The organism is Vibrio sp. 10N.261.54.E10 (assembly GCF_002877735.2).
Taxonomy (GTDB): domain Bacteria; phylum Pseudomonadota; class Gammaproteobacteria; order Enterobacterales; family Vibrionaceae; genus Vibrio; species Vibrio crassostreae_C.
The window spans coordinates 2420368-2433268 of record NZ_MCXE02000001.1 but is presented as its reverse complement, the minus strand read 5'-3'; the positions used below and the strand labels follow the sequence as shown (position 1 = coordinate 2433268).

Below are 12901 nucleotides of genomic sequence, written 5' to 3'. Positions count from 1 at the left end.
GAGCAGAGATTGCTGCTCATGGGTGTTTAGTTGCTTTAACTATCCTAACACACTCATAAGATTAAAGATCGGTAAGTACATCGCAACCACAAGCCCGCCAACGACAGTGCCTAAAAACACGATGATCAGTGGCTCTAGAATCTTGCCCAAATTGTCGACGGTGTTGTCGACTTCAAACTCGTAAATCGAGGCTACTTTATTGAGCATATCATCAAGGTTTCCTGACTCTTCACCGATCATCACCATCTGTAACACCATTTCAGGGAAGGCGTTGGTATTGCGCATTGCGATATACATTGGCATGCCAGCAGCCGTTTCTCGGTGAACCTCGATGATGGCCGACTCATAATGCAGGTTGCCTGCGGTTTTGGCTGTGGTCTTGAGGCTCATTAAAATCGGAATGCCAGAACTAAAGCTGGTCGATAAGGTTCGGCTGAATTTGGCAATGGAGGCTTTGGCTAATACGCCACCAAGAACAGGGAAGCGTAATCCTAGCCGACTAACAGACAGTCTTATCGAGTGGGAACGCTGACACAGTTGGTAAATAATCAGGACAACAAGCCCGATGCCTACAGCTGTATAAAAACTGTAAGCCTGCATCCAATGGGAAAGGTAAAGTACTTGTTGGGTGAACCAAGGCAGGTCGGCGCCAAAGCCGGAAAACATCGACTCAAACTCTGGAATCACCATGGTCAGCATTAAATAAGAAACGGTCAGTGCAACGATGACCACCATGGCTGGGTAGATCAGTGCTTTGATGACTTTGGACTTTAACTGCTCGCTCTTTTCTCTATAGGTCGCTAAGCGTTCGAATACTTGGGCGAGGTTACCGGAGAGCTCGCCTGTCGCGACTAAATCAGTATAGAGGTCATCAAAGTGGCGGCTTGCAGTTCGCATCGCTTTTGAGATTGGCGTTCCGGCTTCTACACCTTTGCAGATATGCGATAAAATTGATTTCATTTCAGCTTTTCGGTGATTGTCCGACACTAACTTGATGGCTTGTACGATAGGCACGCCAGTAGCCAGCATGGTAGCAAGCTGCCTAGTCAAAATAGTGATGTCTTTGGCTTTGACTCTATGAGTTAAACGAGTGACGGCTGAAATACTTTTCTTTTTGATTTTCTTAATCTGAATATGCTGCTCTTTGAGCTTTTCTCGTACTTCCAATTCGGTGAGCGCTAAGGTTTGCCCAGACACTTTCTTGCCTGAGCTGTTAATGCCTTTCCAGTGATAGCTTTTTAGTTGTGATTGTTTGGACTTGCTACTCATTGGTGCTCCATGGGTTTATATGTACAGAACACGTTGCAGTTCTTGATAGCTGGTGGTGCCTTCAAGCAATTTATCTAGCCCCGACTCTTGCAGAGTTCTCATGCCCTCTCGACGTGCCAAGTTTTCAATGGCTAACGCGTTCGGTTTGTCGATCAGGCTGCTTTTCAGTTGATCGCTAAACGGCATCACTTCATAGATACCCACTCGCCCCGAATAACCTTGGTTACACTCATTGCACCCTTGAAGATTCGCTTTGTAGATGGTTTGACTGTTAGGAATCGAGTGACGCAGAAATATTTCTGGTGAGTCGTCAGTTTCTTTGCAGTGATTGCACAATCGTCTTGCCAGTCGTTGGGCGATAATCAAACTCAATGATGAAGCGAGGTTAAAGGGTTCTATCCCCATATGAGCGAGTCGAGTTACGGTTTCTGCAGCGGAATTCGTGTGCAGTGTTGATAGGACCAAGTGACCGGTTTGCGATGCTTTGATCGCGATCTCTGCGGTTTCCAAGTCGCGGATCTCTCCAACCATCACAACATCAGGATCTTGTCGCAAAAATGATCGCAGTGCTTCAGCAAACCCAAAGCCGATCTTAGGTGTTACTTGTACTTGGTTGATACCACACAGGTTAATTTCCACCGGATCTTCGGCTGTTGAGATGTTGCGTTCCGTAGTGTTGAGCACGCGAAGGCCAGTATAAAGGGAGACGGTTTTTCCGCTGCCGGTTGGCCCTGTCATTAAGATCATCCCTTGTGGGCGCTTCAGGGCATTGAGGTAGAGTGCTTTTTGATCTTCGCTGTAACCTAACTTATCGATATCTAGATTGGCCGCGCTGCTATCAAGCAGTCGCAGTACGATCTTTTCACCCCACAAGGTCGGCAAAGTTGATACACGCATATCAATCGCGAGTTCGTCGTTCAAGCGCAACTTAATACGACCGTCTTGAGGTAAGCGACGTTCAGCGATATCAAGCTTGGCGAGGATCTTTAAACGAGCAGATAGACGACGACTTAAATGGGAAGCGGGTTGTTGTATTTCAACAAGGATGCCATCACAACGCAGTCGTACTCGGTAGTGCTCTTCATAAGGTTCGAAGTGGATATCTGATGCGCCTTTACGAACCGCATCGACCAGTATCTGATTGATAAATCTGCTGACAGGGGAATCGTCTTGACTGAGATCTTCTATCGACGCTATCTCATCGTCAGACACTTCAACAAGATTAGCGAGTTCATCTTGGGTGATCTCTTTGCGTTTAGAGTCTTGCCCGGAAATTGAACGGCCATACAGCTTTCGTATTGCGCCTTCTAGTTCTGAGTAGTTGGCGACGACCAATTCGATCTGCAACCCTGTCGCGAATCGAAAGTCGTCTTCAGCCTGTAAATTAGTAGGGTCAGAAACCGCTAAGGTTAGTGTTGACGAGGAGCAATTTATTGGGATTGAATTGTACTTAGTGATGAGTTCACGTAAACCAAGTTCTTCACATAGAGATTGATAATTAATATTTGATAACTGAATAACAGGTAAACTAAAAATTGCGCTTAGGTTTTCAGCTAGACAGCTATCGGAAAGTAACCCTAGGGAGAACAGTGCTTCCGGTGTTGAAACACCGAAAGCTTGAATATGGTCTACTACAGCTTTCTCTTGAGTTGGGTTAATTAAGTTTGTTTGAAGAAGAGCTGTAAGGAGACTAGGCATCATTATTTACAAGCTTTTGGGACATCATCATCCGTTAGCTTACCAGACTTAGTGAATGTGCAATTCCAACCAGAATTTGTTCTTGCTAATGAAACGTATGCCGTACTTATAGATGTTGTGCTATCGAATAGAAACTTAATTGTTCCGTCAGCTCCGCTGATACTTTCGAAAGATAAAGTACCAATAGCATTCATACCAGTGCTTGCTCCAACAGCGGTAAACCCTGTTGTATCATTTGTAGGAAAGCGACCATTTTCTTGTATAAACATATCTACATTCGTTACTAAAGATTTTGCTGCGGCAAGACCAGTCGTTGCTTCAGATTTCTTTACGTAATTTTGATATGCAGGCACAGCAATCGCAGACAACACGCCAATAATCGCTACCACAATCATCAATTCAATCAGCGTAAAGCCTTTCTGATTTGTTCTTTTACTTTTGTTATTCATTGTCTAATTCCATTCTTTAGTTTGTTTCAGTGCAGGCACTGGTTGATGGAAAGAATAGAAGTTGAGATGGGGGAGTGGAATGGTGTTCAGGTGTGGTCGCGAGTGGTTTTGTATTTATTGGTGTAGTGTTTCATATAGCAGGCAAAATTATGCGATCAGCTTAAATAACTGCTTGAAATACTGATAATTCAGGCAATAAAAAAGGCACCGTTATCAACAGTGCCTTTACAGAAATTAATTATTATTCAGTCAATTACGCTTTGAATCTCATTGATAGATCCATTGCTTTTAGGTGCTTAGTCAGCGCACCTACCGAGATGTAATCAACACCCGTTTCAGCGAACTCTGCGATAGTGTCTAATGTGACGTTACCTGAGTTTTCTAATGCAGCGCGGCCCGCATTGATTTTAACCGCTTCGCGCATCATGTCTGTGGTGAAGTTATCTAGCATGATGATGTCTGCGCCAGCGCTGATCGCTTGCTCTAGCTCTTCTAGGCTCTCAGTTTCCACTTCTACAGGCTTACCCGGGTTTAGCTCTTTTGCTGTTGAAATAGCTTTCTCAATACCACCACAAGCGATGATGTGGTTTTCTTTGATTAGGTAAGCATCGAAAACCCCAATACGGTGGTTGAAACCGCCGCCACAAGCGACTGCGTATTTTAGTGCGCTGCGCAGGCCAGGTATCGTTTTACGAGTATCTAACAGGCGGCACTCTGTGTGTTTGATTTTGTCCGCGTAGGTAGCCGTCGTAGTCGCACAACCAGATAGCGTTTGAATGAAGTTCATTGCGTTGCGCTCACCCGTTAATAGCGCGCGTGCTGGACCTGTTAAGGTACAAAGTGTTTGGTTTGGTTCAACCTTATCGCCATCTTCTACATTCCACTCGATAGTCACTTCACCGCCCAGTTGCTTAAACACTTCATCAGCCCAAGCTTTACCACAGAACACACCGTGCTCACGAGTAATGATGGTTGCGCTGTTGATTGCGTCTGCTGGGATTAGACTTGCTGTGATGTCAGTCGCTGGATCTAACGTGCCACCTAGGTCTTCTTTGATAGTCTCGGCTACTGCACGAGTGATCTCTAGAGGCAGTTGTTCTTTTAAGTAGTCAAGGCGTTGGTGGCTGTTATGTGTGTTTTTCATCGCAAATCTAATCTTGAAAGGGAGTGGGAATGGAATGATACTCTTGCTTAACTTCAAATTAAAGAGGCTAGCGCGACTGCTCTATGGGCAAGGTCACATCTTATTGTGCTAGCAGAAAAGAAAGTGAGACCAAGATGACGATCAGCTCCAACGGATGGCACGACAACGCTCGGCATGTTCCTTCCCCGTATTTTGATGCTAGGCCTAGCGTCGAGGATATTTCTCTGCTGGTGGTTCACAACATTAGCTTGCCTCCGGGTCAATTTGGTGGGCCTTACATCGAACAATTTTTTACGGGTAAACTCGACGCTTCGGAACATCCATTTTTTAAGGTGATTCACCAAATGGGCGTATCGGCGCACTGTTTGATTCGTCGCGATGGGGAAGTGGTGCAGTTCGTTTCGTTTCTTGACCGAGCTTGGCATGCTGGCCAGTCGAGTTTTTCAGGGCGTGAAAGTTGTAATGACTATTCGATTGGTATTGAACTGGAAGGCAGTGATTTTGTGGCTTACACCGAGCAGCAGTATCAAGCGCTTAGCCAACTAACAGCAACGATCGTATCTACGTTCCCTCAAATCACCAGCGAACGTATCACTGGCCATCAATACATAGCGCCTCTGCGTAAAACTGACCCTGGCTTGGTGTTCGATTGGCAGAAGTTTAAAAAAAATCTCAAAGTTCAAGCCTCCGTTTTTGACGATGGCCTTACCGCTGGTGGGCGTTGAATAGTCAACGCCTGGCATAATGACTTGTGAATTTTTGTTGTTGCGATGTAAAGAAAGTGGTGGAGAGAAGCGCATCAATAAATTGAGAGTGTGACGAACTTATCAAACACTCATTTATTAAAACTTATGAACAGAATTTCCACCCTAAATGTGCGCTTGGTTCGGTTTTTAAACAAGTGACGCTAATCTTTCTGAAACAATTCATTTTTATCCTGAAACTTTCTAGCACGAACACTCCCCAAAAGTATTACCCCTGTAAATGGTAAGACCAATTTGGTTGCTGTTTTAAATTTCATTTGTTAAATCATGGTTAATTCACGCTGTATTCTATGATGCAGGTCAATTTTAGGCTGGACAGTGGCGTTTTAATTATGTTAATTTCTGCCCAACTTAAAATTGGTATTACCAATTGTCAGCGAAGAAAAAGAAGAACAACAAACTATGGCTTATCAAAGGATTCGTCAGCCAAAACTCTCCGATGTTATCGAACAAGAGTTAGAAAGGTTGATAGTGGAAGGAACACTGGCTCCAGGGCAGCAGCTGCCGCCTGAGCGCGAACTGGCGAAACAGTTCGATGTGTCTCGACCTTCGATCCGAGAAGCGATACAACGTTTAGAAGCAAAACGCTTGCTTACTCGCCGTCAAGGTGGAGGTACGTTTGTTAGCGAAAATATCTGGAAAAGCTTTTCAGATCCTTTGCTTAATTTGTTGTCGTCCCATTCTGAAACCCAACTAGACTTGTTGGAATCGCGTCATGCGATGGAAGGGATTTCGGCTTACTTCGCGGCATTGCGTGGCACTGATGAAGACTTTGCTCGAATTCAAGCATGCCAAGAAAAAATTCGCGGTGCGCAAGATAAGGGTGATATTGAAGCCGAATCTGCAGCAGTGATGGCTTTTCTTATTGCTTTAACAGAGGCAGCGCACAATGTGGTGTTATTGCACATTGTTCGTAGCTTGGCTCCGTTACTCGAACAAAATGTCTTAGAAAATTTAAAGCTGTTGCATCGTCGTAAAGACGTTGTGGAGAAAGTGAGTATACATCGAGCTAACATTGTAGATGCGATCGTTTCAGGGCAGCCAGAACAGGCGCGTGAAATGTCACATTCTCATTTAGCTTACATCGAAGAAACATTGATGGATTTGACCAAAGAAGAATCGCGCCGCGAACGTTCTTTACGTCGAATTCAACAGGGTAAATAGCCGTAATACTTCGGCTATTTACGTGTTTAGTAGAATCCAACTAACAAAAAGGATAGATCGCCATGTCTGACATGAAGCATGACGTTGATGCTCTGGAAACTCAAGATTGGTTAGAAGCTCTTGAGTCAGTAGTACGTGAAGAAGGTGTAGAACGTGCACAGTTTTTACTAGAACAAGTTCTAGATAAAGCGCGTTTAGATGGTGTTGATATGGCTACAGGCATCAACACAAACTACATCAACACAATTCCAGCAGCACAAGAGCCAGCTTACCCTGGTGACGTAACTCTTGAGCGTCGTATTCGTTCGATTATTCGCTGGAACGCAATCATGATCGTATTGCGTGCTTCTAAGAAAGACCTAGACCTTGGTGGTCACATGGCTTCTTACCAGTCAGCAGCAGCGTTCTACGAAGTATGTTTCAACCACTTCTTCCGTGCTCCAAACGAGACAGACGGTGGCGATCTAGTTTACTACCAAGGTCACATCTCTCCAGGTATCTACTCTCGTGCATTCGTTGAAGGTCGTCTAACTGAAGAACAGCTAGATAACTTCCGTCAAGAAGTTGATGGTAAAGGTATCCCTTCTTACCCGCACCCGAAACTGATGCCTGAGTTCTGGCAGTTCCCGACAGTATCTATGGGTCTTGGCCCTATCTCTGCTATCTACCAAGCGCGCTTCCTTAAGTACCTTGACGGCCGTGGCCTGAAAGAAACTTCAGCGCAACGCGTATACGCGTTCCTAGGTGACGGTGAGATGGATGAGCCAGAATCACGTGGTGCTATCTCTTTCGCTGCGCGTGAGAAGCTAGATAACCTATGTTTCCTAATCAACTGTAACCTACAGCGTCTAGACGGCCCTGTAATGGGTAACGGTAGCATCATCCAAGAACTTGAAGGCCTATTCAAAGGTGCAGGTTGGAACGTTGTTAAAGTTATCTGGGGTAGCAACTGGGATTCTCTACTAGCTAAAGACACTACTGGTAAGCTTCTTCAACTAATGAACGAAACTATCGATGGTGACTACCAAACATTCAAATCTAAAGATGGCGCATACGTACGTGAGCACTTCTTTGGTAAGTACCCAGAAACAGCTGCACTAGTTGCAGACATGACTGATGACGAAATCTTCGCTCTTAAGCGTGGTGGTCACGATTCTTCTAAACTGTTTGCTGCATTCAACAATGCTAAAGAGACAAACGGTAAGCCAACTGTAATCCTAGCTAAGACTGTTAAAGGTTACGGCATGGGTGATGCAGCTGAAGGTAAGAACATTGCACACGGTGTTAAGAAAATGGACATGACTCATGTTCAACACCTACGTGATCGCCTAGGCCTAGAAGACATCCTTTCAGATGAGAAGATCGCTGAACTTCCTTACCTGAAATTGGAAGAAGGTACGCCTGAGTACGAATACATGCACGCTCGTCGTAACGCTCTACACGGTTACACACCTGCACGTCTTCCTAAGTTTACTCAAGAGTTCAAGGTTCCTGAGCTAGACGCATTCGCACCTCTACTAGGTGAACAGAAGCGTGATATCTCTACAACTATGGCTTATGTACGTACGCTAAACATCCTTCTTAAAGATAAGAACATTGGTAAGAACATCGTTCCTATCATCTGTGATGAAGCTCGTACATTCGGTATGGAAGGTCTATTCCGTCAGGTTGGTATCTACAACCCACACGGTCAAGAATACACACCTGAAGATAAAGGCATCGTTTCTTACTACAAAGAAGCAACGTCTGGTCAAGTTCTTCAAGAAGGTATCAACGAACTAGGTTCTATGGCTTCATGGGTTGCTGCTGCAACTTCATACAGCACAAACGATCTACCGATGATCCCGTTCTACATCTACTACTCAATGTTCGGTTTCCAACGTATTGGTGACATGGCATGGCTAGCAGGCGACCAACAAGCTCGTGGCTTCCTACTAGGTGCTACTGCAGGTCGTACAACACTGAACGGTGAAGGTCTACAGCACGAAGATGGTCACTCGCACATCCAAGCGAACACTATCCCTAACTGTATCTCTTACGACCCAACGTTCGCTTACGAGCTAGCGGTAATCATGCAAGACGGTATCCGTCGCATGTACGGTCCTGAGCAAGAGAACGTTTACTACTACCTAACAGTAATGAACGAGAACTACGCAATGCCAGCAATGCCAGAAGGCGCTGAAGAAGGCATCCGTAAAGGTATCTACAAGCTTGAATCTCACGCTGGTGCTAAGGGCAAAGTTCAACTAATGAGCTCTGGTACTATCATGAACGAAGCGCGTAAAGCGGCTGAAATTCTAAGCGAAGAGTACGGCGTAGCATCTGACGTATTCTCAGTAACGTCGTTCAACGAACTAACTCGTGACGGCCAAGCGGTAGAGCGTGACAACATGCTTCACCCAGAAGCTGAAGAGAAAGTACCGTACATCACGACTGTTCTTGGTAAAGAACCTGCAATCGCAGTGACTGACTACATGAAGAACTACGCTGAGCAAGTACGTGCGTACATGCCAACTGAGTCTTACAAAGTACTTGGTACAGATGGTTTCGGCCGCTCTGACAGCCGTGCAAACCTACGTCGTCACTTCGAAGTTAACGCTGGCTACATCGTAGTTGCAGCTCTAACTGAACTGGCTAAACGTGGTGACATCGAGAAATCTGTAGTTGTTGAAGCAATTGCTAAATTCGATATCGACACTGAAAAAACAAACCCACAATACGCTTAATACAGCGCTTAACTAGAAGGTAAATAAGCAATGGCAATCGAAATTAATGTACCTGACATCGGTGCGGATGAGGTTGAAGTTACTGAGATTCTTGTAAGCGTTGGCGACAAGGTTGAAGAAGAGCAGTCTCTGATCACTGTTGAAGGCGACAAAGCTTCTATGGAAGTTCCAGCGTCTCAAGCAGGTATTGTTAAAGAAATCAAAGTAGCTGAAGGCGATTCAGTTTCTACTGGTTCTCTTATCATGATTTTCGAAGCCGAGGGTGCAGCTGAAGCTGCACCTGCTCCAGCAGCAGAGGCAGCTCCAGTAGCTGCGCCTGCAGCGGCAGCAGCGGCAGAACTTAAAGAAGTTCACGTTCCTGATATCGGCGGTGATGAAGTTGAAGTAACCGAAATCATGGTAGCTATCGGTGACGCAGTAGAAGAAGAGCAATCTCTTCTTACTGTTGAGGGTGACAAGGCTTCAATGGAAGTACCTGCACCATTCGCTGGTATCGTTAAAGAAATCAAGATCGCTTCTGGTGATTCAGTATCTACTGGTTCTCTAGTGATGGTATTTGAAGTGGCAGGTTCTGGCGCTCCAGTTGCAGCAGCTCCTGCTCCAGCGGCGGCACCAGTTGCAGCGGCTCCAGCAGCATCAGCTGAAAAAGAAGTAAACGTTCCTGATATCGGTGGTGACGAAGTAGAAGTTACTGAAATCATGGTAGCAGTTGGCGATACAGTAGAAGAAGAGCAATCTCTAATTACTGTTGAAGGCGACAAAGCTTCAATGGAAGTTCCTGCACCATTCGCTGGTACAGTAAAAGAAATCAAGATTGCAGCTGGCGACACAGTGTCAACTGGCTCTCTAATCATGACTTTCGTCGTGGCCGGCACTCCGGTGGAAGGCGCAGCTCCAGTAGCAGTAGCGGCTTCCGCTCCAGCACAAGCAGCAGCTCCAGCGGCGGCACCTGCTCCTAAAGCAGAAGCACCTGCAGCAGCTGGCGACTTCCAAGAGAACGGTGACTACGCGCACGCTTCTCCAGTAGTTCGTCGTCTAGCTCGTGAATTTGGCGTTAACCTTTCTAAGGTTAAAGGTACTGGTCGTAAGAGCCGTATCCTTAAAGAAGACGTTCAGTCTTACGTTAAAGATGCACTTAAGCGTCTTGAGTCTGGTGCAGCTGCATCTGGCAAAGGCGGCGACGGTTCTGCTCTTGGTCTACTACCATGGCCAAAAGTTGACTTCAGCAAGTTCGGCGAAACTGAAGTTCAGAAGCTTTCTAAGATTAAGAAGATCTCTGGTGCTAACCTGCACCGTAACTGGGTAATGATCCCTCACGTTACACAATGGGACAACGCAGACATCACTGAGCTAGAAGCATTCCGTAAAGAACAGAACGCAATCGAAGCGAAGAAAGACACTGGCATGAAGATCACTCCACTTGTGTTCATCATGAAAGCTGTTGCTAAAGCGCTAGAAGCATTCCCAGCGTTTAACTCTTCTCTTTCTGAAGATGGCGAAAGCATCATTCTTAAGAAGTACGTAAACGTGGGTATCGCTGTTGATACACCAAACGGTCTAGTTGTTCCTGTCTTCAAAGACGTGAACAAGAAAGGCATTTACGAGCTATCTGAAGAGCTAATGGCTGTTTCTAAGAAAGCACGTTCTGGTAAGCTAACAGCGGCAGACATGCAAGGCGGTTGTTTCACAATCTCTAGCCTTGGTGGTATTGGCGGCACTGCATTTACTCCAATCGTAAATGCTCCAGAAGTAGGTATCCTAGGTGTATCTAAGTCTGAAATTAAGCCAGTTTGGAATGGTAAAGAGTTCCAACCACGTCTACAGCTTCCACTGTCTCTATCATACGACCACCGTGTGATCGATGGTGCTGAAGGTGCACGCTTCATTACTTTCCTAAACAGCGCACTATCTGACATTCGTCGTCTAGTACTGTAATTGAGAAAGTAATTATTAAGGTGACTTTCGGGTCACCTTAATTCTTTATATAAAGACTATTTTTAGACAACAGTTTCCTGCATTTCTCATAATCTGATGGGGAATTGTTGTCTAGCTCACAGGCTAACTTAAAGCTACTTTCACACTGTTAACATCTCTGTAAAATGTTTCCTGTTTGAAAGCCCAATAATTTTAAGAACATCTACTCAGCCTGTTAGGGATAATGACTACAAGAGGTCACAATGAGCAAAGAAATTAAAGCCCAAGTTGTTGTACTTGGTTCAGGTCCTGCTGGTTACTCAGCGGCATTCCGTTGTGCGGATTTAGGTCTAGAAACAGTACTAGTTGAACGTTACAGCACTCTTGGTGGTGTATGTCTAAACGTTGGTTGTATTCCATCAAAAGCACTTCTTCACGTTTCTAAAGTAATCGAAGAAGCTAAAGCGATGGCAGAGCACGGCGTTGTATTCGGCGAGCCACAAACGGACATAAACAAGATCCGTATCTGGAAAGAAAAAGTAGTTGATCAACTAACTGGCGGTCTTGGCGGTATGGCTAAGATGCGTAACGTTACTGTTGTTAACGGTTTCGGTAAGTTCACTGGTCCTAACAGCATTCTTGTTGAAGGCGAAGGCGAAGCAACAACTGTTAACTTCGACAACGCAATCATTGCTGCGGGTTCTCGCCCAATCAAACTTCCTTTCATCCCACATGAAGACCCACGTATTTGGGATTCTACGGATGCACTAGAACTAAACGAAGTACCTGAAAAACTGCTTATCATGGGCGGCGGTATCATCGGTCTTGAGATGGGTACGGTTTACCACTCTCTAGGTTCTAAAGTTGAAGTTGTAGAGATGTTCGATCAAGTTATCCCTGCTGCGGATAAAGACATCGTTAAAGTTTTCACTAAGCGCATTAAGAACAAGTTCAAGCTAATGCTTGAAACTAAAGTGACTGCTGTTGAAGCAAAAGAAGACGGTATCTACGTTTCAATGGAAGGCAAAAAAGCACCAGCTGAAGCTGAACGCTACGATGCTGTTCTTGTTGCTATCGGTCGTGTTCCAAACGGTGCACTTATCGACGCTGAAAAAGCGGGTATCGAAGTTGATGAGCGTGGTTTCATCAATGTTGATAAGCAAATGCGTACTAACGTTCCTCACATCCACGCGATCGGTGATGTTGTTGGTCAACCAATGCTTGCTCACAAAGGTGTGCATGAAGGTCACGTAGCTGCTGAAGTTATCTCTGGTAAGAAGCACTACTTCGACCCTAAAGTAATCCCATCAATTGCGTACACTGAGCCAGAAGTTGCTTGGGTAGGTAAGACTGAGAAAGAAGCGAAAGCTGAAGGCATCAATTACGAAGTTGCTACTTTCCCTTGGGCTGCTTCTGGTCGTGCAATCGCTTCTGACTGTGCAGACGGCGTGACTAAGATGATCTTCGATAAAGATACTCATCGCGTAATCGGTGGTGCTGTTGTTGGTACTAACGGTGGTGAACTTCTTGGCGAAATCGGCCTAGCGATCGAAATGGGTTGTGATGCAGAAGATATCGCACTTACTATCCACGCTCACCCAACTCTACACGAGTCTGTTGGTCTAGCTGCGGAAGTATTCGAAGGTTCAATCACTGACCTTCCAAATAAGAAAGCAGTAAAAAAGAAGAAGTAATCCTTCTTTAGCCACTCGCTAATGTTTTTAAAAGCCGCTGATTCGTCAGCGGTTTTTTTATATCTGAAGTAAGGAACAG

Annotated in this window: 9 protein-coding genes; 5 read left to right on the top strand and 4 right to left on the bottom strand. The window is 45.2% G+C overall.

Going from position 1 to position 12901, the window contains the following annotated elements:
• Window positions 1-39: 39 nt before the first annotated feature.
• The 4 genes from BCU07_RS10620 to nadC form a co-directional block, all read right to left on the bottom strand.
• Window positions 40-1269, bottom strand: coding sequence for a type II secretion system F family protein (locus BCU07_RS10620; protein WP_102428510.1), 1230 nt, complete (start codon window positions 1267-1269; stop codon window positions 40-42).
• Window positions 1270-1284: 15 nt separating this feature from the next.
• Window positions 1285-2970 (bottom strand): type IV-A pilus assembly ATPase PilB, encoded by a 1686-nt coding sequence (gene pilB / locus BCU07_RS10615; protein ID WP_102428509.1) that lies wholly within the window; start codon window positions 2968-2970, stop codon window positions 1285-1287.
• Window positions 2970-3416 (bottom strand): pilin, encoded by a 447-nt coding sequence (locus tag BCU07_RS10610; RefSeq protein WP_102428508.1) that lies wholly within the window; start codon window positions 3414-3416, stop codon window positions 2970-2972. Before BCU07_RS10610 ends, pilB begins: the two co-directional genes overlap by 1 nt.
• 253 nt (window positions 3417-3669) lie before the next feature.
• Window positions 3670-4560: a carboxylating nicotinate-nucleotide diphosphorylase gene (gene nadC / locus BCU07_RS10605; RefSeq protein WP_102428507.1), complete on the bottom strand. Its 891-nt coding sequence runs from the start codon at window positions 4558-4560 to the stop codon at window positions 3670-3672.
• Window positions 4561-4643: 83 nt separating this feature from the next.
• Between nadC and ampD the strand changes: the two genes are divergently transcribed.
• The 5 genes from ampD (at window position 4644) to lpdA (ending at window position 12822) form a co-directional block, all read left to right on the top strand.
• Window positions 4644-5285 carry a 1,6-anhydro-N-acetylmuramyl-L-alanine amidase AmpD gene (gene ampD / locus BCU07_RS10600; protein WP_102428506.1) on the top strand — a complete coding sequence of 214 codons (642 nt, stop codon included), beginning with the start codon at window positions 4644-4646 and terminating at the stop codon, window positions 5283-5285.
• 441 nt (window positions 5286-5726) lie between these two features.
• Complete coding sequence (gene pdhR, locus BCU07_RS10595) at window positions 5727-6488, top strand: pyruvate dehydrogenase complex transcriptional repressor PdhR (protein ID WP_009847596.1); 762 nt, start codon at window positions 5727-5729, stop codon at window positions 6486-6488.
• 62 nt (window positions 6489-6550) lie between these two features.
• On the top strand, window positions 6551-9214 hold the full coding sequence (gene aceE / locus BCU07_RS10590) for a pyruvate dehydrogenase (acetyl-transferring), homodimeric type (RefSeq protein WP_017059442.1): 2664 nt from the start codon (window positions 6551-6553) through the stop codon (window positions 9212-9214).
• Between the two features lie 30 nt (window positions 9215-9244).
• Window positions 9245-11149, top strand: coding sequence for a pyruvate dehydrogenase complex dihydrolipoyllysine-residue acetyltransferase (gene aceF, locus BCU07_RS10585; RefSeq protein WP_102428505.1), 1905 nt, complete (start codon window positions 9245-9247; stop codon window positions 11147-11149).
• Between the two features lie 242 nt (window positions 11150-11391).
• On the top strand, window positions 11392-12822 hold the full coding sequence (lpdA, locus tag BCU07_RS10580) for a dihydrolipoyl dehydrogenase (RefSeq protein ID WP_017059440.1): 1431 nt from the start codon (window positions 11392-11394) through the stop codon (window positions 12820-12822).
• The last annotated feature ends 79 nt before the right edge of the window (window positions 12823-12901 follow it).

Excerpts from the sequence above, each read along its gene's own strand:
- ampD (WP_102428506.1), top strand. The coding sequence starts at position 4,644 with ATGGGCAAGGTCACATCTTATTGTGCTAGCAGAAAAGAAAGTGAGACC.
- BCU07_RS10620 (WP_102428510.1), bottom strand. The coding sequence starts at position 1,269 with ATGAGTAGCAAGTCCAAACAATCACAACTAAAAAGCTATCACTGGAAA.
- BCU07_RS10610 (WP_102428508.1), bottom strand. The coding sequence starts at position 3,416 with ATGAATAACAAAAGTAAAAGAACAAATCAGAAAGGCTTTACGCTGATT.
- lpdA (WP_017059440.1), top strand. The coding sequence starts at position 11,392 with ATGAGCAAAGAAATTAAAGCCCAAGTTGTTGTACTTGGTTCAGGTCCT.
- aceF (WP_102428505.1), top strand. The coding sequence starts at position 9,245 with ATGGCAATCGAAATTAATGTACCTGACATCGGTGCGGATGAGGTTGAA.
- pilB (WP_102428509.1), bottom strand. The coding sequence starts at position 2,970 with ATGATGCCTAGTCTCCTTACAGCTCTTCTTCAAACAAACTTAATTAAC.
- nadC (WP_102428507.1), bottom strand. The coding sequence starts at position 4,560 with ATGAAAAACACACATAACAGCCACCAACGCCTTGACTACTTAAAAGAA.
- pdhR (WP_009847596.1), top strand. The coding sequence starts at position 5,727 with ATGGCTTATCAAAGGATTCGTCAGCCAAAACTCTCCGATGTTATCGAA.
- aceE (WP_017059442.1), top strand. The coding sequence starts at position 6,551 with ATGTCTGACATGAAGCATGACGTTGATGCTCTGGAAACTCAAGATTGG.